Source organism: Thermopetrobacter sp. TC1 (assembly GCF_000746275.1).
Taxonomy (GTDB): domain Bacteria; phylum Pseudomonadota; class Alphaproteobacteria; order Rhizobiales; family Aestuariivirgaceae; genus Thermopetrobacter.
On record NZ_KN050830.1, the window covers coordinates 50,364 to 70,426 of the forward strand.

The following is a 20,063-nucleotide window of genomic DNA, read 5'->3' on the forward strand; positions in this document are numbered from 1 at the left end:
CCGCACCAGCGACCGGGCGCGATTTGCATCAGCCGCCATCCCTTCTTGCGCAGGGCCGGAACCTCATTGGCCGGCACCGGCTTGTAGCCGCGCGGGCAGGCGGGCAGAACCGGCTTGATGCCGCACCACAGGGTCTTGCTCAGGCGCCGGACCTGCCATCCCTGCTTTTTGCGCAGCGGCACGATGCCCGGATCAAGCGGCTGCCAGCCGGGCGGGCAGACGACGGCCTTGCGCGGCCTGGCGCACCAGATCACCACCCGGCCCCGCTGCACCTTGCGGACGCGATAGCCCCGTTTCTGCCACAGGCGAATGTCCTTGTAGGGGATGCGGAATTCGTCCTTGCGGCACTTGGGGCCTGCTGGCGGCACGATCCCGCCGATCGGCGGCTGCGGCGTGACCACAGGCCGGGCGCAGATGATCGCCGCGGCGCCTTCGCCCAGTGTCTGCGTCTGCCAGCCCCTGGGCGGTTGCGTGCCGGCGGGATAGGTCGTCCAGCCGGGCGGGCACACGGGGCGCTTCGGCTGCGGCTTGCCCTCGGCGCAGTCACAGCCCTTGCCGGCGGCGAGGCGCACGCGGGCGCAGAGATCGGCCGGCGGCTCCTCATCGCCAGTCCTGATGGCATTGCCCTGCGGCATGACGCGGCCGAGCAGTTCAAAACCGGTCGAACCACTGCCGCCCTGACCACCTTGCGCATCACCAACGCCACCAATGGCGCAGTTGCGCAGGGCCCCGCGCTTCTCCATCGCCGCCGCATCATAGCGCACGGTGAGCAGAAGCGTGGCGCTCGCACCGGCCGCCAGCGTAACCGGCGCGCTCTCGCAATGGATCGTGGCAGAACCGGTCTTGGCGCAGCTCTGCCAGGCCACCGAGCCGCTGTAGGCCACCACCTGCGCGGAAGGATGCACCAGATCGTTGACGCTCAACGTGCCGGTATAGGCGCTCTGCCCGGTGTTGGTAAGCGTGATGCGATGCGTGCACAGATAGCTGTGTCCCTCCTTGCGGCAGCGGGCATCGCTCTTTTCTAGCCGCATGCTCGGCCGCTTGCTTGGCTGCATCGCCTCCGGCGAAATGGTCACGCACGCGGGGACATCCATCAGGCTCACGCGGACGCAATCGGTGTAGGCCTCCGCCGGCGCGCCTTCCGGGATGAAGATGGTGATCACTTCGCTCACCGAGCCACCGACGGGGATGGTCACCGGTGCGTTGGTGTTGCAGGAGATGGTCCCGCCCGCGCCTGAGGGCTGACTGCAGGACCATTGCGCCGGATCGGCGTTTCCGACGAACACCACGCCATCACCCACGTAGTCGAACAGGGTCAGCGGGCCGGTGAACGGACCAAGCCCGGTGTTGGTGGCGATCAGCTCCACCTGACACTGCCAGCCACCCTCCGCCTGCTCACAGCCGATGGCCCGCTTGTCGCTGACCACCCAAGGCTGCTCATTGCTTGGTGTCTGCACGCAGCTGGTCACACCGCCTTCTTCCATGAGCAGGCAGTTGGTATAGGCCTCTTCCGGCGCGCCGTCCGGAATGAAGACGTAAAGGATGAGCAGGGCGGATTCGCCCATTCCGAGCGTGGCGGGCGCGTCGCTGTCGCAGGTGATGTCGCTGCCCGGGCCGCCCGGCTGGTTGCACGTCCAGGAAATCAGGGTTGCCCCTGCTCCAAGGAAGGTCACTTCCGGACCCGGATGATCAACGACATGCAGGGGGCCCGTGTATGGCGCCAGCCCCGCATTGATGACGCGGATGAAGTAGGCGCACTGAATGCCGCCATCCACGCGCTGGCACGCACGGGTAAACTTCTCATGCTCCAGCCGTGGCGCGCGGTCATCGACACAGGCGCGTTCGCCACCGGCCTCGATGAGCGCGCAGTCGCGATAGGCGTCCTCTTCCGCGTCTTCGGGGATGCGCACGGTGATTTCGACATCGGCCCGTTCGCCGGGATCGAGCGTGATCGCATCATCCGTCGAACATACGATGTCACCGCCGGCGCCGCCCGGCTGCGCGCAGCTCCAGGAGAGGGCGCCATCCGGCCCGGTGCCGTCATTGTCGCCGATGAGGACAACACCGGTGCCGACATCATCCGTGATGCTCGGCCGTCCGGTATAGGCCGCACCGCCGGCGTTGGTGACGCCGAGCAGATAGCGGCAGATGATGCCGCCCTCGATGAGATCGCGTTCGCAGCGGCTGCGCAGCTTTTCCGGCACCAGCCGCGGCTCGGGCACCGGCACGCTGGCGCAATCGCGCACAAGGCCGTCCTCGCCGATGATCACGCAGTTGTCGAAGGCAGCAAGCGGCGCATCGGCGGGAATGCGCGTGCGCAGCCGCAGCCAGGCCGAGGCCAGCAGATCGAGCCGCAGGCTTGCCTCCGCCTCACAGCGAATGCGGCTGCCCGGTCCGCCGGGTTGTGTGCAGGTGAAGCCGACGGAGCCTTCCAGCAGCGCCTCGAAGGAGACACCCGCCGCCGGCTCGTCCCAGATCACCAGCGGACCGGCAAAGACACCGGCACCCCAGTTGACAACGCGGATTTCATAATCGCACAGCCAGTCGCCGCTTTCCGCATCACGCTGACAGACAAGGCCGCGCTTGTAGGGCACGGGGAAGGGCGTCTGCCACGGCGGCGTCCAGCCCGGCGGCGGCGTGAAGTGGCCGGGCACGGGCGTGGCCGCGCAGTCGCGATAGATGTCCACATCGCCGACATGCCCGACATTGCGCATGTCGCCGAACTGGCCGTCATAATCCACGAAAACCGTTGCAAAGGGCGGCTCGTTCCGCGGCCGCGTCATGTGCAGCGGATTGCCCTGCAGGCCATGCACGGCATAGGGCCCCGCGGGCAGCACCACGGGATCGTTGCGCAAGTTGTCGCCTGTGCTCCACAGAAGCCCGCTGCAGGACAGGGCGATGCCGCCGGCGGCATTCTGATAGGGCCGCGGAAAACCGATGGCGTATTCCTCCGGCGCATTCGCGGCCGGATCCTGGATCCAGGCGCCCGTCTGCGGATCGCGCCGGTATCGCATGACACGATTGGCGCCGCTGACGTGAAACGCCGTCATCTCCACGGAATTGACCGCCGTGCCCCGCTGGGCCAGATACAGGCGCCCGCGGGTATCGAAGGTGATGTCGGAAACCTCCATGCCGCCCGGCACTTCCGCTATTTCAATGCGCGCATCCGCGCCCAGTGCGCCGGTGGCCGGATCGATGGAGACAGACCACACCTGCGGCCCTTCCGCCACGGCGTAGTAAAGCCGCCCGTCATGCACCGCCAGCCCCCAGATGCGCCGACGCACGTCGGTCAGGCCCCAGGTGTTGGGATTCTCGATGTCGAAATCGGGCGAGGTGATATCGGCCTGAACGCCGTCATCGGCCACCGCGTCAAGCCCGGCGGCCGGCCGCCCCGTCTGGCCGTGATCCCAGGTGTCCAGCACATTGCCGTTCATGTCCAGCCGGTAGATGAGACCGGCGTCGCGATCGGAAACGAACAGCTGATAGTGAAGCGGATCAAAGGCGATCTGGCCCAACGCGGCCGCACCGACCGGCAGGTTGGCAAACAGGCGCACCTGACCGGTGGCGCCCTCGATTTTCCAGATGCTGCCAGGGCCGCCGCCGGGGCCCCACTGGCCTTCCATCCATGTCGCGCCCGGGCGCCCCTTGCGGATGATTTCGGGGGTGCCGTCTCCGTCGGCATCCGGCGCCATGATATGCAGGCCATAGGCCGCCGTGGCGGCGACATAGGCGTTGGCCGGGAACATCCGGTCAAGCGCAACGCCGAAGACCTGTCCGGTGAGCGCCGCCGGAACCTCAAGCTTCACCTCGGGCCGCAAAAGCCGGGCATTGAGCGGCCCGGCATTTTTCAGCGCGAAGATGCGCACGCTCTTGCCGTCGGTGTCGATGAAGGGCTTGCCGGCCCGCTCCACTGTGCCGGAAAAGCCCGTGACCACAGCATCATCACGGGCAAGGAGGCCGCCGGGAAGACCGCTTTCCTGGGCGCGTAAGGAAGGCGAGGCGAAAGAGATGCCTATGAGGGTTAGAATAAAAAGAACGATACTTTTCAAGAAATAATCATATTTGAATATGTTTATGTGTGATGGCAATAAGGATTTTTTTCTGATTATTGCCGGGAGCGATGGATCTGTTCCCGATGTGGAGTCTGCATGCAAGCCATTGAATTTATGGGATACATGCCGGACAGCGCCCATGAACATGATGCGGCCTCCCTCACATGTGGCATTATTCCTGTTTTTCTTCGAATGCCACTGTGAAGGATTCAAGCTGAATGCAAGATGAACGGGAGTTAATGAAGTTCTCTTTACCGGCGCGCGCCATTCAAAAAAGAAAGAGCCGGAAAGCGTCCTGCCTTCCGGCTTTTCGGGCTGTGATTGGGGAAACGGGTTCTTTGATGCACAAAAGAGCCAGACATCCGCTTGATTTTCACGGCCTGGCCGAGAGCGGTCCGCCGATGAAACCACCGGTTCTTCTGGTAGCTTGCCCACCTTCACGCGAGCCGCCGCCCCCGCCACCGGCTGGCAGGGCACTGGTAACCACGCAGATGATATTGGCCGATGTCAACGAGCGTCTGCACACGACGCGATAGGGCCGCGCCATTTTGATCTTCAGCTCATCACAGCCGTAAAACTCCTGCTTGCGCCAATAGCGCCCCTTCCAGTACCGGAAGCACAGCCAGCGCAGTTTCTTGGGTGAGGCTGTGAAATTGTAGCTCTTGATGCCGGGCAGGGGCGCCTTGGGGGCCGCCAGGCCCGTGCTGCTGGTAATGCTCAACACCATGCCGGCCGCGATCATGCCAGCGCTCAGCAGGGTGACCATACGGGGGACTTTCATGGCTCCATCCTCCTGATGTTTCCGGGCGGATTGCACGCCCGAAATCCGGCTTGCACGATGACCGGAAAATGGGAGAGCCTGAATGCTCATGGCGTGATCGAAGCCGCATTCTGCCGGAATTTTTTCATCACAAGGCTTCAACACTTGGGACGTTCACGAGCCGTTGGCTCTCTAGGCTGCCTTTCCGGCCTGTTGCGCCCCCAATGTTGCACAATCCAGCTGAACAGGATTTGAGGATTTTATTCATATGCCGTTCATGTTTTCCGCATGCGGATCAGGCACGATCCATCAGTGCCCTTTTCAGAATGATGGGCACTCTTCCGGCGTGTTTCTGTTGAAGGGGTGCCAATTCCCTTCCGGGTCTTGCCCGGAAAGGAGCCGGTGCATGTGAGGGGTCAGGTGTGCTGTGTGCCGGTGTCTTTCATCTCGGAAAGATATGTGCGGGTCAAGATCTTGGATTCTTCGACGGCGGGCTGATCGAAAGGATTGATACCCAGCATGTAGGCATAGAGAATGGTTTCGATCATGAAGTGCATGAACAGACCGCCAAGCGCGTATTCGTTGACACTGTCGATGCGGAAAACGCGCACGGGCCGTCCCCGGTTGAGCAGGGCATCCGTCGTCGCCCGCTGCTGGGCATGGGTGAGATCGGCGATGCAGAAGCCGGCCAGGTCGGTGTATTCGGCATACGACTCGGGTATGCGGTAGCTGTCGCGCTTGCCGATGACCTGGATGATGTTGAAGAAGCGATCATTGGGGCCATCCAGGTAGAGTTGCAGCTGCGAATGCTGATCGACAGGGCCGACTGCCGTCACAGGCTGCGTGCCCCGACCTTCCTTGCCGAGACTTTCCGCCCACAGCTGCTGCAGCCAAACGGCAAACAGCCGCAGCCGTGATGTATAGGGCATGGTCACCACGATGTTCATGCCCAGATACCGCTTAAGGGCGTAATGCACCATGGCGCCGGCAACCGGTGGCAGAGCGGCCGCGGCCTTGGCCTTGAGGATCGGATCAATCACGGCGCAGGCGCCGTCGCGGATGCGGCTGGCATCCAGGCCGATGAGCAAGGCCGGAAGCATGCCCACATTGGTGAGCACGGAGAAGCGCCCGCCGACATCGGGTTCATGATCGAGAACGCGGATGCCATGATCGGCGGCAAGGCGTCTGAGGATGTTCCGGCCGGACAGGGCAGGATCTTCCGGATCGGAGATCATGAGGATCCGGTGGGGGATTTCATCGGCCAGTCCCCGCTGTTTCAGGATCTCGATGGCAAGAATGGCCTGCGCCACCGTCTCCGGCGTGCGGCCGGACTTGGAAACGATGAGAAAGGCGGTGTTGTCGAGATCACAGCGCTTGAGCGCCCGTTCCAGCCAGGGGCTTTCCAGATTGTCGAGAAAGTGCATGCGCGGGCGTCCTGCCCCGGAAAGGGGAATACCGCTGAAAAGCAGCTTGCCCACCTGTGCGAGCGCCTGTGCCCCGAGCGAGGATCCCCCGGTGCCGAAATGCACGATATCCGTGCGGCCTTCCATCAGTTTGTTCGCTTCCTCCTGAAGGCTTGTCAGATCTTCTCGCTCGTAGGGTACTTCGCACAGGCGCAACTTCCCCCGGGAGAAATGGGTGCGAAACATGTCCAGGGCCTGCAGGGCCTTCTCTTCCGCTTCCGCGCGCAACGGAGCCGGAATGAGGGAAAGCACGCCATCCAGATCCTGTTCGTAAGGATCGGCGAGCGTCGCACAGGCAAGATGCGGCTCAGGCAGGGCGACCTTGGCCGCATCATCCGTCAAGGGTCTCTTTGCTGCTTGAGCCATGTTCCCCCATCCCCCGGCCAATTCATTCTTCATAAATGTGAGACCCGCACATTTCATATCACCGGCCCTATAAAACAGTTTACGTGCACGTCATGCAAGAGGCGCCCGCGTTTTTGCCCTTTGTGGTTTTTCGTTCGCCGCCTGACCTGGCATGACAAACAGAGAATTGCGCGTCATGGTTAAATTTTCACCAACGCACACGACGCGGTGGTTTTTTCTGAAGCAGCCGGCAGCGGAAAAAGCCCTTGCCTGCTAAAGCCCCGGGGAGTATCTCACAGCTCGCAACCGCGGGGTTTGCGGACCCGTGAGGACTTTGGGCAGCAATCTTTCAAGCAAGCAGGGGTACCATGGCGGCACGAGAGGATTTCCTGGCCGCGTCCCTGTCCCGGATCAAGCCGTCGCCGACTCTGGCCGTCACCCAGAAGGCGCGGGAGCTGCGGGCGGAAGGGCGCGATATCATTTCCCTGGGCGCCGGCGAGCCGGATTTCGACACGCCGGACAACATCAAGCAGGCGGCGATCGAGGCCATTCGCCGCGGCGAGACCAAGTATACGGCGGTGGACGGCATTCCGGAGCTGAAGGATGCCATCATCGAGAAATTCCGCCGCGACAATGATCTCACTTACACCCGGCCGCAGATCATCGTGTCCACCGGCGGCAAGCAGGTGCTCTACAACGCGCTGATGGCCACCATCAATCCCGGCGATGAGGTGATCATCCCGGCGCCCTACTGGGTGAGCTATCCGGACATGGTGCTGCTGGCAGGCGGCACGCCGGTCTTCGTGCAGACGCACATCGAGGATGGTTACAAGCTGCGCCCGGAGGCCCTGGAGGAGGCGATCACCGAAAAGACGAAGTGGCTGATCTTCAACTCGCCCTCCAACCCCACCGGGGCCGCCTACAGCGCCGAGGAGATGAAGGCGATCACCGATGTGCTGCTGGCGCATCCGCATGTCTGGATCATGTCCGACGACATGTACGAGCACCTGGTCTATGACGATTTCCGCTTCGTCACCCCGGCGCAGGTGGAGCCGGCGCTCTATGACCGCACGCTGACGGTGAACGGCGTGTCCAAGGCCTATGCCATGACCGGCTGGCGCATCGGCTATGCCGGCGGGCCGGAGAAACTGGTGCGCGCCATGGCCAAGCTGCAGTCGCAGAGCACGTCCAACCCCTGCTCGATTTCGCAGTGGGCGGCGGTGGAGGCGCTCAACGGGCCGCAGGACTTCATCGACGAGGCGCGCAAGGTCTATCAGGAGCGCCGCGACCTGGTGGTGGAGATGCTCAACGCAGCCGAGGGCATTACCTGCCACAAGCCGGAAGGGGCGTTTTACGTCTATCCCTCCATCGCCGGCGTCATCGGCAAGAAAACGCCGGACGGCAAGGTGATCGAAACGGACGAGGATTTCGTCACCGCGCTTCTGGAGGCGGAAGGCGTGGCGGCCGTGCATGGCGCAGCCTTTGGCACCTCGCCCAATTTCCGCGTCTCCTATGCCACCTCCACGGAGGCGCTGAAGGAGGCCTGCACGCGCATTCAGCGCTTCTGCGCGTCCTTGCGCTGAAAAATACGATCATCATGACAGGAAACGCCCATGATCGGTTGTGTCGGATTCAGTCCGACCAGCCGCTCATGGGCGAGTAGTGACAGCGGCAGGCAATTCTCCTCTTTTGACATCATTGCGCACAGTTTCAGCAGCTCTTTGGCGCAGATGCCGCAGGCATCGCCATCATCATTGAATCCCATCCATCCCGGCCTTGCGCGCAAGGGCAGGTCCGAGAATATTTGGTTGTATCAACCGGATAGAGACAACTGTTCATTTGGCTATCCCCGCCCTGACCGTTCTCCCCTATAGTGTTCATGAAATGTTCTACACCAAGGAACACGGTGAACAACGAGCAGGAGGATGATCGGTCATGGCGCTTCAGGTTCAGCAAACGGATGTTGCGGGGGTGCATGAGGCGGCATGCTCTCATGCCGCGGGGGGATGTGAACATGCGCATCCTGAGGGACAACAGGCTTCTGGCCTGGACAAGGACGGGCGCACAGATGCTTTTCAGCCCGTTTGTGCCACGCAGGCAGCGCAGGATCGCGCCCTGCTTTCCGCCCTGAAGCGGCGGCGGGATCGTGTCTTTGCCGTCGTGGCTTCTGCCTTCGGACTTTCGCGGCGGGCGCTTAAGCAGGCCGGACGGGATGATGCCCGCGCCGTCTTCGCCCGGCAGGTGGGGCTGTATCTGCTGCATGTGGTCTTTTCCCTGCCCATGCAGACGGTGGGGCAGATCTGCGGCAAGGATCGCACCACCGTGGCCCATGCCTGTCGCCGGGTGGAGGATTTTCGCGAGAATGCCGCGTTCGACGCCTTCATGCATGATCTGGAGCTGGCAGTGAGCGCGCTGGAATCGGCGGTGGACATGCGCCATCGCCATGGCCTGTGAGCGGTGCGCGGGCAGCATCCTTTTTCGTTTCTGAGATTCAAGAAAACCTTCGCCGGCCGAGGGCGGTTTCGGCCGAAAGGGCGGTTGTGCGCCTTTGGCGGCATCGTGTTCAAGGCAAGTGAGAATTTCAGGCACAAGACATGATGAGCCCCAATGAGATCATGCGCGAGGCCCTGCAGGTGATCGGGCGGCTGAAGCGCAACCGTGGCCGTGTGTGCAAGAGCGTGGATGAGGCGGGCCGGGCATGCTGGCAGGTTTTCTCACCGCGCAATGGCTGGCGCCGCCCGGTGATGACGGTTTCGGCGGAAACAGGCAAGGCGCTTCTTCGTGCGGATCTTCTCGTTGCCGAGGATGAGGCGCCGGGATGTTTTCGCCTTGCCCGCGGCCTGAAGGATGCGACCACGATCCAGAATGCGCTGATTGCCGCCTTGTCGCCCGCCGAAGCACGCCGGGTGACACAGCCGCGCAGCGTGCGGGAAGAGGCGGGCACGGTGCGCACGGTGCTGCGCGTTGGTGCGGAATCGCCGCTGGAATGGCTGGCGCGGCGCAAGGATGCGAAGGGACGGCCCTTTCTTACAGCGGAAGAGGTTCGGGCGGGCGAGCGGCTGCGCGCCGATTATGAGGCCGCCTGTCTCTCTGCGCGCGTGACCATGAGCTGGGATGCCACGAGCACGGTGCAGGACAGGCGGCGCACATGCCGGTTCGGGCATGATCCGGCAGATGTGTCCGAGCGGGCACTGGCGGCGCGGCATCGGGTGGAGAAGGCATTGGCGGCCGCAGGCCCTGGGCTTTCCGACATTCTCATCGAGGTTGTCTGTCTGGCAAGCGGTCTGGAGGCGGCGGAGCGCCGTCTGGGCTGGCCGCGGCGATCGGGGCGGCTGGTCCTGAAATTCGCGCTCTCGCGGCTGGCGCGGCATTATGGGCTGATCAAGCGCGAGGAAGACCAGGGCCCCGCCCGCATCCTGCATTGGGGCCTGCCTGATCACGTGCCCCGGCAGGCCCTGCCTGAGAACATGGAGGGGGCACAGGATGATGCGGGCAGCTGATATCCGGTAGAAACCTTTGCCCGGCACAGGCGGCCTTGTTTGCGGGCGCTTTCTGCGGCATGTCTGCATTCGGATCCGCTGAAGAAAAGGGAGCCGCGCAATGCCGGGCAGACGGACCTTCATCATCACCCGCCCCGAGGAGGATGCCGCCCGCTTTTCCGAAGCCGTGCGCCGTGCCGGGCATGCGCTTTTGTCTGCGCCGCTTTTGCGCATCGTTTTTGATTCGCAGGCCGAGATCCCGGATCATGCCTGGCAGGCGGTGGCGATCACCTCCGCCAACGGCGCGCGGGCGATTGCGCGGCATCCGGCGCGGGCGCATCTGATTACGGCAAAGGCGGTGACGGTGGGGCCGGCCTCCACGGCGGCGGCGCAGGCGGCCGGTTTTACCGATATTCTTCAGGCTGAGCGCGGTGATGTGCACGGTGTGATCGATGTCATCCGCAGCCGGCTGGATCCGGCGGCGGGGCCGGTGCTTTATGCTTCCGGGCGGGTAACACGCGGCGCGCTGGAAGAAAAGCTTGCCCAGGACGGCTTCACGGTCGTGCGCGTTGTGCTCTATGACGCCAGGCCCGCCGAAGCCCTGCCGGAGGAAACAGCGGCCTTCATACGCCGGGGGGGAGAAGCGACGGTGGCGCTTTATTCTCCGCGTTCGGCGAAGATCTGGGCCGGTCTGTGCCAGAAGGCCGGGCTTGCGGCCCCGGCGCGCCGGCTTGATTATGCCTGCCTTTCCGCCAACGTGGCCAGGGCGCTCAAGGAGGCCCTGAATCCGGAGCGGGAACCCCTGATCGCGCCAAAGCCGGAAGAAGGCGCCCTGCTTGCCCTGCTGGGGCTGACGCCCACGGGCGAAAGCACCCCGTAAACGCTTTTTCCATGACCAAGGACCAGGACAACGATCCAACATGTCTGTGGTGGATAAGGTTTTCACCCCAGCCTTAAGGCACAGATGGCGGGGTAACATGCCTTACGGGATTCACACATCTCCTAATCCCAAATGAATTCAAGCGGTTATGCGATATGCCTGATGGATATTGTGGAACACTTTGCACGACACCCACATCGTCATACCGTAGATCAGCCGGTATCTCAGACCATTAACTCATGCATTTGTGGCCCGAGACCTAAGGCTTTCGCCCATGCCTGTCCAGGAAAATTCAGGAAGCGTGCTGTTGAAGCCAAATCGACCGAGGAAAAAAGGCTTTCCATGAGCTAGGGGTTTGTTATTTAACTCATTGATAAATCACAAGAAAACGTCATTGCCTGGCCTTGTCCCGGCAATCCAGGGCCAGGAATGAGGTGTTTTTGGTGGGCGGTGGTGCTCACCAGCAGGCTTGATCTGAACCGTATGCTTTTTGAAAGGAAGTTCCTCTCTGAGGATAGAGCCCGGTAGAACCGTTCCTGACTGCCATCACCGCATGAGCAAACCGCCCCTGGATACCCGGGACAAGCCCGGGTATGACGTAAGTAGTTGATACTCAATATAAAAATAACAACCTCCCAAGTTTGGGCAAGGGGAAAGAATGCCCAGATCAAAGGCATTTGCGTAGCATGTGACTAATCACGCTCTTCGTAGCGAAAATCGTTCGCAACACACAAAGCAATTTAATTGGACAAGCGTGGGCTTTCGCCGGGGTGACGAGGAAGATGGTGGGCTTATGTTTGGTAGTGTGGTTCTGCATGATCGCATCATATAATTTCATATATTTAAACACGAATCACTTATGTGAATGCCGTAGGTAACATACCCCGCCAAAATGGTCCGGAACGGAATACAATCCCGTTCCGGCATATTATCCATCCAGCTCAAACCAAGCATACTGGCGAGCGCCATCGCCTACCAAACCGCCTTATCCTTGGTCCTGGATTGCCGGGACGAGGTCGGTAGAGATAAAAATGTGCGGAGATTCAACAGGTTAGCCATCCAACGCTCATGTCACATCGGTGATGATGGGCTCATGGCCGGTTTCGGCGAGAAACCGCAGGAAATCTTCCCGGGCGATGGAGGTGGTGGCCGTGTTCTCCAGGGGGTGAAAATTGAGCGTTTCGTGCGCGAGCAGGCGCTCGTCCAGCACGACCGTCACCTTGCCGTCCTTATCGTTGATCAGGGCAAAGGGCGTGACCGACCCGGGGCGCACGCCCAGCACCTCTTCCAGAAGCTCCGGCTTTCCGAAGGACAGACGCGCCGCACCGATGCGCTTGTGCAGGACTTTCAGGTTCACCGGCGTGTCTTCTTCCGCCACCACTAGCCACAGGCGCCCCTTCTTGTCCTTGAGAAAGAGATTTTTCGTATGCCCGCCGGGAATGCGGCCGCGTAAGGCACGGGCATCCTCGACAGTGAAGGCGGGCGGATGCTCGGTGGTGGTGTGAGCGATGCCCAGCCTGTCCAGCATGTCAAAAAGGGCTTGCCTGTCCGCCTTCATGTCCCTCATCGTCCTGTTTGTATTGGGTGCATACAATGCCGCTCCGGCACGCAGCGCATGGCGCCGAAAACGTTATATCCCTGCTTTGCCTCATGCACGCCGGTGGCGCAAGCGGCGGATGAAAAGCCGCATGATCCATGCGCATCCTGCATGCAATTCCCCTCTTGAAATCCGGCGCGAGATGCGCCATATAACGGCGCGGCGAACGGGGGGAGCGCGAACGGAATTGATGAGATGGCGCTCTTGACCGAAACGCCGACTTGATGCATTAAGACCACCGACATTCGGGCGGGCGTAGCTCAGGGGTAGAGCACAACCTTGCCAAGGTTGGGGTCGTGAGTTCGAATCTCATCGCCCGCTCCATTAGGTCCTTTTCAGCCACCGGCCTTTCGCAGGAAAGGCCGGTTTTTTTCATCCCGGGATCGCTGAAGGGAAAAACGGCAGAAGGCGAAGTGATCACACCCGCCGTCAGCGCCAGTCGCCAAGCACGGCCTGCACCAGCGCCAGCGCGGCAACCCCGGCGGTATCGGCGCGCATGATGCGCGGGCCCAGGGAAATGGGATGCACAATGTCCGTCATGCCGCGCAGCATCGCCCGCTCCCGCTCGGAAAAGCCGCCCTCCGGGCCGATCAGCACCGCAAGCGGCCCTTCAGGCACGGCTTTCAGCGCCTCGATGGGATTGGAAACGGTTGCCGCCTCATCGCAATAGATGATGTGCCGCTCCCGCGGCCAGCAGGCCAGCACATCGGCAAGCGGCCGCGCCTCTTCAACCTCCGGCACGAAAACCAGGTTGCACTGCTCCGCCGCCTCGATGGCATTGGCCTTCAGCCTGTCCACCCGCACCCGCTTCGGCACCGTATGATCGGTAAACACCGGCCGGATACGCCGCGCGCCCATCTCCGTCGCCTTCTGGGCGATATAGTCCAGCCGCGCCGATTTGAGCGGCGCAAACACATAGTCGATATCCGGCGGCGGCGCCGGGGGCGTCAGGAATTCGGTAACCTGAAGCGAACAGCGCTTGCGCCCCGCCTCCTGCAGGTGCGCCAGCCACTCACCATCGCGGCCGTTGAACAGGCGCACGGCATCGCCGGCTTTCAGGCGCATCACCGTCACCAGATAGTGACAGCCTGCCTTGTCGGGCTCGATCGTGCCGTCCTGTTTGAGGGGCTGATCAATATGCAGCCGGGGAATGCGTGCGAAAGACATCGCTCGGCCTGAACATGCGAAGCGGAAGACCATCCACGCGATCAGCTAGCACGTCTTTTCCGGACCGTCCACATAAACACGGCGCGACATCCCGCCGTTGTCTCGGCTCCGCCCCGGGGGTATAAGGCCGTCAAGAGAAAGAATAACCGGCCGGAAGAACGAGCTCATGAATGCATCCCATCCCCTTGCGACGGACGCAGTGCCGGCGCGCGCTGAAACCGAGGGCGATCTTGCACCCGCAGGCCAGCGACGGCCCGCCCGGCGCCGGGTGTATATCAAGGCCTTCGGCTGTCAGATGAACGTGCATGACGGCGAGCGCATGATCGATGTGCTGCGCCCGTTGGGGTTTGAGCCTGCCGCGGCGCCGGAGGAAGCGGATCTCGTCATCCTCAACACCTGCCACATCCGCGAGAAGGCGGCGGAGAAGGTCTATTCCGAGCTCGGCCGCCTGCGTCAGCTCAAGACGCGGCGCTTCAGGCACACCGGCCGCGACATGGCCATCGCCGTTGCCGGCTGTGTCGCCCAGGCCGAGGGCGAGGCCATGCTTAAGCGCGCGCCCGTGATCGATTTCATCTTCGGGCCCCAGAGCATTCACCGCCTGCCCGATCTCGTCACCCGCCTGGATGCCGGCGAGCGCGGTATGGTGGAGACGGATTTTCCCGCCGAGGACAAGTTTCGCGCCCTGCAGGAAAACGCCGCGGAGGCGCCGCGGGTGCCGCCGTCGGTCTTCGTGGCCGTGCAGGAAGGCTGCGACAAGTTCTGCACCTTCTGCGTGGTGCCCTATACGCGCGGGGCGGAATATTCGCGTCCGGCGGCCGATATCATCGCCGAGGTCGAACGCCTCGTCTCCCGCGGCGCAAGGGAGGTGACCCTCATCGGCCAGAACGTCAACGCCTGGCATGGCGAAGGCCCGGATGGCAATGTCTGGAGCCTCGCCCGCCTCATGGACAGGCTGGCCGGGATCGATGCGCTCGCCCGCATCCGTTTCACCACCTCCCACCCCAACGACATGAGCGATGATCTCATCGCCGCCTTCGCCGACAACCCCAAGCTCATGCCATACCTGCACCTGCCGGTGCAGGCCGGGTCCGACAGGATCCTCAAGCGCATGAACCGGCGTCACACCGCCGCTGATTACCTGCGCATCATCGAGAAGGTGCGCAAGGCCCGCCCCGATATCGCCATTTCCGGCGACTTCATCGTCGGCTTTCCCGGCGAGACGGAGGAGGACTTCCGCCAGACCCTGCGGCTGGTCGAGGAGGTGCGCTATGCCCAGGCCTTCTCCTTCCGCTATTCGCCGCGCCCCGGCACGCCTGCGGCGGAGGCCGCGGATCAGGTGCCGGAACCGGTCAAGGCCGAGCGCCTCTCCCGCCTGCAGGATGTGTTGTTTGCCCAGCAGGAGGCCTTCAACGCCGGCTTTGTCGGCCGCCGCTTTGCCATTCTACTGGAAAAGCCGGGCCGGCATGAGGGCCAGCTCATCGGCCGCTCCCCCTGGCTGCAGGCGGTCTATGTCGATGCCGGCGATCATCGCATCGGCGATCTCGTCGAGGTGGAGGCGATCAGGGCCACGCGCAACGCCCTCGCCGGGCGCATCGTCTCCTCAAGCGTGTCCAAATAAATTGCTCTATGCGTTGCGAATGATTTTCACCATTAGGGATGTGAGCACTCACATTCTGCGTAAATGCTTTTACCAAGGCATTCTTCCACCCTTGCCCAAATTTGGGAGGTTGTTATTTTTTATGTGGAATATCAACAAGTTACGTCATAAACCCAGTTGCCCTTGATATTCCTTTCACCCATGAAGCACCGCTTTTCCCTCCCCCTGGTAGGGGGAGGGTCAGGGAGGGGGTCGGGCGGCAACCTCATGAGCCTGTGGCCCGACCCCCCTCCCGGCGCTTCGCGCCGACCTCCCCCTATCAGGGGGAGGTTAGGATCATGCGCTTTTCCTGCCCGCCGCCCGCTGCACCGGGACCAATTTAGCTTCTGACAACAAGGGTTTGTTTAATTCGTTGAAAAACCATGGGAAAACGTCACATCCGGACGTGTCCCGCATGCTACATGACACTTATATCGTCATACCGGCGAAAGCCGGTATCTCAGGCCAGTTACTCATGCGTCTGTGGCCCGAGACCCCGGTTGATCTACGGGGTGACGAGAAAGATGGCAGCGTTGTTTCGCGGAGTAAGCTTATCCCGGGTATCCAGGGGCGGTTTGCTTATGCGGTGATGGCAGTCAGGAACAATTCTACCGGGCTCAAGCTCTTACCGCCGGAAGGATATTGTATATCCTTCCGGAACCTTTCGGCGGGGTATATTACCCCGCCATTCACGCCTTAGGCGGGGTTGTAAACCCCGTCAAAATGTTCCGGAACGGGATAAAATCCCGTTCCGGCATTTTATGTCCATACGGCTCAAACCAAGCCAGTCGGCGAATGTTGTCGTTCTCCAAACCTGCCTCATTCCTGGCCCTGGATTGCCGGGATCCCGGTTCAAGCCCGGGACAGGCTTGGCCTGGCAATGACGTTTTCTTTTGTTTATCAATGAGTTAAACAACAAACCCCTCGCTCATGGAAAGTCTTTTTTCCTTGGTTGATTTGGCGGCAACAACATGCTTCCTGAATTTTCTTGAACAGTGGCGCATCGTTTCCTGAATCCCATTCCCTGCGCCGGGATGCGCCCTTGACGCCTGCAGGCCCGATGCGCACCTTTATGCACACGGCCATGTGCAGGAGAGCAGCCGGGAAAAAGCCCGGTCAGCCCCGATGAGGGCGGCCGTGTGCCCGGCGTGACACGTGAGGAGGACGCAGACGGATTGAAGACGGACATGACCATCCCCGGCCGCATCCCGGCGGACGAGACCGCGGAAGACAACACCGTTCTCACCTTTGAGGACAACCGGCTGGCCAGCCTCGCCTTCGGCGAACATGACCGCAATCTTGCGCTCATCGAGACGCGGCTGGGCGTGGACATCATCCCGCGCGGCAATCGCCTGACCCTGCAGGGCCCGGAAGACGCGCGCACCGCCGCCGTGCGCGTGCTCGAGGAGCTCTATCAGCGCGCCGCCGCCGGGCTGGACATCACCACCGGCGACGTCGATGGCGCCATCCGCATGGCCACGGCCCTGCCGGCGCCGAAGACGGGCCTTGTGGAAATCCGCACCCGCCGCCGGGTGGTGCGGCCGCGGTCTCCGGGCCAGCGCGACTATCTGAAGGCCCTGGAGGAGCACGATCTCGTCTTCGGCATCGGCCCCGCCGGCACCGGCAAGACCTATCTCGCCGTGGCCCGCGCCGTTCAGGCCCTGCATGCCGGAGAGGTGGAGCGCATCATCCTCTCCCGCCCGGCGGTGGAAGCGGGCGAGCAACTGGGCTTTCTCCCCGGCGACATGAAGGAGAAGGTGGATCCCTATCTGCGCCCGCTCTATGACGCGCTTGATGATCTCCTCGGCCGCCAGCGCGCCGCCCGCATGATCGCCGAAGGGGCGGTGGAAGTGGCCCCGCTCGCCTTCATGCGCGGGCGCACCCTGGCCAATGCCTTCGTCATTCTCGATGAGGCCCAGAACACCACCAGCCAGCAGATGAAAATGTTCCTCACCCGCCTCGGCGAGGGCGCGCGCATGGTCATCACCGGCGATGTCTCCCAGATCGACCTGCCCGCCGGCGTCACCTCCGGCCTGCTTGAGGCAGTGGACATTCTGCAGGGGGTGGAAGGCGTGGCCATCGTGCGCCTGAAAGAGGCCGACATCGTGCGCCATCCTCTCGTGGCCCGCATCGTCGCCGCCTACGAGAGCCGCACGAAAGCGAGCAAAGGCGGGAAAACGCCTCAGGACACATGATCATGTCCCGTAAAATACGCGCATGAAGAAATAACTTGGGTTACGGCGAAATTCCGTGCAGGCCTTGATCATCCATGACCATGAATGATGAGACCGCATCATCACCGCGCGCCACAGTCTCTTCCGCGCAACAGCAGGAGGAACCGTGCAGCCCGGCTGCACCGTCCGCGCCTGCGCGCGGGGACCTTCTTGTGGACGTGAGTCTCACCGCACCACCGGCCTGGCCCCTGTCTTCAGAACGTCTGGCCGCCATTGTTTCCCGCGCGGCCCGGGCCGCCTGGCAGAAGGCGAAAGCCTTGTCCGTGCCGGAAGGGGGCGAAGAGCGTCCCGTTTCCCTGCATGTGCTGCTGGCGGATGATGAGACCATCCGTCCCCTGAATGCCGCCTGGCGCGGCAAGGATGCGCCCACCAACGTGCTGTCCTTTCCCGCCCCGCCGGTGCCGGTGCCGCCCGGTGAGCCAATGCAGCTGGGTGAGATCGTGCTCAGCGGCGAGGTCATTGCCCGCGAGGCGGAAGATGCCGGCGTGCCCCTTGAGGATCAGCTGGCCTGGATGGTCGTTCACGGAACGTTGCATATTCTCGGCTATGATCATGAAAATGCCAAGGATCGGGCGCAGATGCAGGCACTGGAAAGCGCCATCATGAAGCACCTGGGCTATGACGATCCGCATGCCGAAGCGTGATCGCACCTGAATAAAGACAAGAACCGGCCCGAAAGATGGCCGGTGGAGTAACATCGATGCAGAACAAGGAGAAGACAGACAGTTACGAAACCTCTCCCCAGGAGGACGAGGCTTTCAGTCGCAGCGGTGGCGGCAGTGGTCTCATTGAGCGCCTGCGCGCCTTTTTCACCTCTGAAACCCCGGCGGAGGAACGGGAAAAGGACGCGGCAAGCGACGTGCAGTCGCTGCCTGCGCCTGTGCGCCGCAAGACGCAGACGATGATGGGCCGTCTTGTTGCCTTCTCGCGTCAGCGCCTGGATGACGTGCTGGTGCCGCGCGCGGAGATCATCGCCGTGAAGGCCGATGCCCCGGTGCGCGACCTCATGGAGGTCTTCACCCGCGCCCAGCATTCGCGCCTGCCGGTCTTCCGCGACACGCTCGATGACATCCTCGGCATGGTTCACATCAAGGACCTGCTCAGCCTGCTGAAGAACGGCGCACAGCCCCGGCCGAAAAAGACCAGGCGCGGCACGACGGCCGGCATCATCACGGAAGGCAGCGATCTTCTCCTGCCCGCCGATCTCCTCGACACCACGGTTGAGAAATCCGGCCTGATGCGCCCGGTGCTTTTTGCGCCGCCCTCCATGCCCGCGGCCGATTTGCTGCTGAAGATGCAGGCCACGCACCTGCACATGGCGGTGGTGGTGGACGAATATGGCGGCACCGAGGGGCTGGTCACCATCGAGGATCTCATCGAGCAGATCGTCGGCGAGATTTCCGACGAGCACGACGAGGCCGAGGACATGATCGTGCCGGTTGCGGGCGGCTATGTGGTCTCCGCCCGCGCGCCGCTTGAGGATCTGGAGGCCATTCTCAAGGTGGATCTCCTGCCGCCGGAGCAGGATGAGGAGGTGGATACCGTGGGCGGCCTGATTTTCACCATGCTCGGGCGCGTGCCCGCCCGCGGCGAGATCATCCGGCACGATTCAGGAGTGGAATTCGAGATTCTCGAGGCCGATCCCCGCCGCATCCGGCGCATCCGCGTGCGCCCGGCCGAACCGCTAAAAGGCCCAGCCGTCGCCTCCGCCGCCGAATAGGGAACACCTCCGCGCTTCCACCCTTACGGCGGAAACGGCGCAAATTTGGCGGGCACCGGCGGCGTCCTGCCGTCTTAATGCACGTGAATGGGCGTCAGATCGTGCTCCAGCACGTTGGCGATCGCCCCTGCCTTGCTGTCGGTGATCGCAAGGGGCGTGCCGTCGGCATGGCAGACGGCATACAGCCGCGTGCCTTCCTCGACATGGATGGGCGCGCCGATCAGCCGCGAGGCCTCCGCCGGCCGAATGGGCCGGATATAGGCGATCTCGCCGCCGCCCAGCCGCGCCAGCTCCAGAGGATTGAGCGGTTTTCTGATCAGCTTGTCCGTCATGACACCTACGACCTTCCTTGCAGCGATTCTCATGCCCGCGCATGCGATTCACGGCAAGGCTTGCGCGGGCCGGGTCCTATCCGATATGGGGCCTGAAATTCCGATTTCAAGAACCCCTCCGGCGGAGAAGACAACCCATGGGGGAAATTCCCAATCATCCGTATACATACACTCTTGCGTCTTCTCCTTGATCTGGTAAATGGCACGGAAGCGTGATAGTTTGCGTTGCATCGGGCTTCAGGCAAGGACAGTCGTGTGCTGATGACCGCCTGATGCGCGTGCGACCGGGGGATAACATACAATCGAAGGTTGTCAGCCCGTCATGCGTCATGCCTCTTGACGCCGCAGGCGCTCTCGGGCATGCCGCAAAAAGGGGACACAAAACAAGGATCGGCAAC

15 protein-coding genes and 1 tRNA gene are annotated in these 20,063 nt (G+C 62.5%); 9 read left to right on the forward strand and 7 right to left on the reverse strand.

The window, feature by feature from the left end; all coding sequences use genetic code 11:
• The 3 genes from EK16_RS11635 to EK16_RS09750 all read right to left on the reverse strand — a co-directional run.
• Nucleotides 1-3,935 (reverse strand): hypothetical protein (locus EK16_RS11635; RefSeq protein ID WP_197059669.1); only part of this gene is annotated, 3,935 nt, incomplete at its 3' end.
• A 490-nt stretch (nt 3,936-4,425) separates the two neighbouring features.
• Nucleotides 4,426-4,833: a hypothetical protein gene (locus EK16_RS09745; protein WP_156098567.1), complete on the reverse strand. Its 408-nt coding sequence runs from the start codon at nt 4,831-4,833 to the stop codon at nt 4,426-4,428.
• 395 nt (nt 4,834-5,228) lie between these two features.
• Nucleotides 5,229-6,641 carry a glucose-6-phosphate isomerase gene (locus tag EK16_RS09750; protein ID WP_197059670.1) on the reverse strand — a complete coding sequence of 471 codons (1,413 nt, stop codon included), beginning with the start codon at nt 6,639-6,641 and terminating at the stop codon, nt 5,229-5,231.
• 347 nt (nt 6,642-6,988) lie between these two features.
• On the opposite strand from EK16_RS09750, the gene EK16_RS09755 reads away from it, so the two are divergent.
• The gene (locus EK16_RS09755; protein ID WP_038036694.1) at nt 6,989-8,203 is read left to right on the forward strand and encodes a pyridoxal phosphate-dependent aminotransferase; all 1,215 of its coding nucleotides are present in this window, start codon (nt 6,989-6,991) and stop codon (nt 8,201-8,203) included.
• On the opposite strand, the gene EK16_RS09760 is transcribed toward EK16_RS09755, so the two are convergent.
• Nucleotides 8,176-8,385 carry a hypothetical protein gene (locus EK16_RS09760; protein WP_038036695.1) on the reverse strand — a complete coding sequence of 70 codons (210 nt, stop codon included), beginning with the start codon at nt 8,383-8,385 and terminating at the stop codon, nt 8,176-8,178. The two genes, EK16_RS09755 and EK16_RS09760, sit on opposite strands and share 28 nt — an antisense overlap.
• A gap of 170 nt (nt 8,386-8,555) precedes the next feature.
• Between EK16_RS09760 and EK16_RS11640 the strand changes: the two genes are divergently transcribed.
• The 3 genes from EK16_RS11640 (at nt 8,556) to EK16_RS09775 (ending at nt 10,979) form a co-directional block, all read left to right on the forward strand.
• Nucleotides 8,556-9,074 (forward strand): helix-turn-helix domain-containing protein, encoded by a 519-nt coding sequence (locus EK16_RS11640; RefSeq protein ID WP_051929217.1) that lies wholly within the window; start codon nt 8,556-8,558, stop codon nt 9,072-9,074.
• 140 nt (nt 9,075-9,214) lie between these two features.
• Nucleotides 9,215-10,120: a DUF6456 domain-containing protein gene (locus tag EK16_RS11645; RefSeq protein WP_051929218.1), complete on the forward strand. Its 906-nt coding sequence runs from the start codon at nt 9,215-9,217 to the stop codon at nt 10,118-10,120.
• Nucleotides 10,121-10,220: 100 nt separating this feature from the next.
• Nucleotides 10,221-10,979, forward strand: a complete 759-nt coding sequence (locus tag EK16_RS09775) for a uroporphyrinogen-III synthase (protein ID WP_038036696.1) — start codon at nt 10,221-10,223, stop codon at nt 10,977-10,979.
• Between the two features lie 1,066 nt (nt 10,980-12,045).
• On the opposite strand, the gene EK16_RS09780 is transcribed toward EK16_RS09775, so the two are convergent.
• Entirely contained in the window at nt 12,046-12,537 is a 492-nt protein-coding gene (locus EK16_RS09780) for a prolyl-tRNA synthetase associated domain-containing protein (RefSeq protein WP_038036697.1), read from the reverse strand.
• 288 nt (nt 12,538-12,825) lie between these two features.
• On the opposite strand from EK16_RS09780, the gene EK16_RS09785 reads away from it, so the two are divergent.
• Nucleotides 12,826-12,900: transfer RNA gene (locus tag EK16_RS09785), tRNA-Gly, on the forward strand.
• Nucleotides 12,901-13,005: 105 nt separating this feature from the next.
• Here the strand turns inward: EK16_RS09785 and EK16_RS09790 are convergent.
• A complete protein-coding gene (locus EK16_RS09790) occupies nt 13,006-13,743 on the reverse strand; it encodes a 16S rRNA (uracil(1498)-N(3))-methyltransferase (RefSeq protein ID WP_038036698.1) in 738 nt (245 codons plus the stop codon).
• A gap of 166 nt (nt 13,744-13,909) precedes the next feature.
• Here EK16_RS09790 and miaB point away from each other — a divergent pair, with 166 nt between their 5' ends.
• From miaB to EK16_RS09815, 4 genes are all read left to right on the forward strand, one after another.
• Nucleotides 13,910-15,361: a tRNA (N6-isopentenyl adenosine(37)-C2)-methylthiotransferase MiaB gene (gene miaB / locus EK16_RS09795; protein WP_081910465.1), complete on the forward strand. Its 1,452-nt coding sequence runs from the start codon at nt 13,910-13,912 to the stop codon at nt 15,359-15,361.
• A gap of 1,205 nt (nt 15,362-16,566) precedes the next feature.
• Nucleotides 16,567-17,574: a PhoH family protein gene (locus tag EK16_RS09805; RefSeq protein WP_038036700.1), complete on the forward strand. Its 1,008-nt coding sequence runs from the start codon at nt 16,567-16,569 to the stop codon at nt 17,572-17,574.
• 74 nt (nt 17,575-17,648) lie between these two features.
• Nucleotides 17,649-18,257 (forward strand): rRNA maturation RNase YbeY, encoded by a 609-nt coding sequence (ybeY, locus tag EK16_RS09810; protein ID WP_051929219.1) that lies wholly within the window; start codon nt 17,649-17,651, stop codon nt 18,255-18,257.
• Between the two features lie 56 nt (nt 18,258-18,313).
• Entirely contained in the window at nt 18,314-19,333 is a 1,020-nt protein-coding gene (locus EK16_RS09815; protein ID WP_051929220.1) for a hemolysin family protein, read from the forward strand.
• A 74-nt stretch (nt 19,334-19,407) separates the two neighbouring features.
• On the opposite strand, the gene EK16_RS09820 is transcribed toward EK16_RS09815, so the two are convergent.
• The gene (locus tag EK16_RS09820; RefSeq protein WP_038036701.1) at nt 19,408-19,665 is read right to left on the reverse strand and encodes a DUF1150 family protein; all 258 of its coding nucleotides are present in this window, start codon (nt 19,663-19,665) and stop codon (nt 19,408-19,410) included.
• Between the last annotated feature and the right edge of the window lie 398 nt (nt 19,666-20,063).

What these genes read in the sequence shown, in the direction of transcription:
- EK16_RS09745 (WP_156098567.1), bottom strand. Translation starts at nt 4,833, where the DNA reads ATGAAAGTCCCCCGTATGGTCACCCTGCTGAGCGCTGGCATGATCGCG.
- EK16_RS09750 (WP_197059670.1), bottom strand. Translation starts at nt 6,641, where the DNA reads ATGGCTCAAGCAGCAAAGAGACCCTTGACGGATGATGCGGCCAAGGTC.
- EK16_RS09755 (WP_038036694.1), top strand. Translation starts at nt 6,989, where the DNA reads ATGGCGGCACGAGAGGATTTCCTGGCCGCGTCCCTGTCCCGGATCAAG.
- EK16_RS09760 (WP_038036695.1), bottom strand. Translation starts at nt 8,385, where the DNA reads ATGGGATTCAATGATGATGGCGATGCCTGCGGCATCTGCGCCAAAGAG.
- EK16_RS11640 (WP_051929217.1), top strand. Translation starts at nt 8,556, where the DNA reads ATGGCGCTTCAGGTTCAGCAAACGGATGTTGCGGGGGTGCATGAGGCG.
- EK16_RS11645 (WP_051929218.1), top strand. Translation starts at nt 9,215, where the DNA reads ATGATGAGCCCCAATGAGATCATGCGCGAGGCCCTGCAGGTGATCGGG.
- EK16_RS09775 (WP_038036696.1), top strand. Translation starts at nt 10,221, where the DNA reads ATGCCGGGCAGACGGACCTTCATCATCACCCGCCCCGAGGAGGATGCC.
- EK16_RS09780 (WP_038036697.1), bottom strand. Translation starts at nt 12,537, where the DNA reads ATGAAGGCGGACAGGCAAGCCCTTTTTGACATGCTGGACAGGCTGGGC.
- EK16_RS09790 (WP_038036698.1), bottom strand. Translation starts at nt 13,743, where the DNA reads ATGTCTTTCGCACGCATTCCCCGGCTGCATATTGATCAGCCCCTCAAA.
- miaB (WP_081910465.1), top strand. Translation starts at nt 13,910, where the DNA reads ATGAATGCATCCCATCCCCTTGCGACGGACGCAGTGCCGGCGCGCGCT.
- EK16_RS09805 (WP_038036700.1), top strand. Translation starts at nt 16,567, where the DNA reads ATGACCATCCCCGGCCGCATCCCGGCGGACGAGACCGCGGAAGACAAC.
- ybeY (WP_051929219.1), top strand. Translation starts at nt 17,649, where the DNA reads ATGACCATGAATGATGAGACCGCATCATCACCGCGCGCCACAGTCTCT.
- EK16_RS09815 (WP_051929220.1), top strand. Translation starts at nt 18,314, where the DNA reads ATGCAGAACAAGGAGAAGACAGACAGTTACGAAACCTCTCCCCAGGAG.
- EK16_RS09820 (WP_038036701.1), bottom strand. Translation starts at nt 19,665, where the DNA reads ATGACGGACAAGCTGATCAGAAAACCGCTCAATCCTCTGGAGCTGGCG.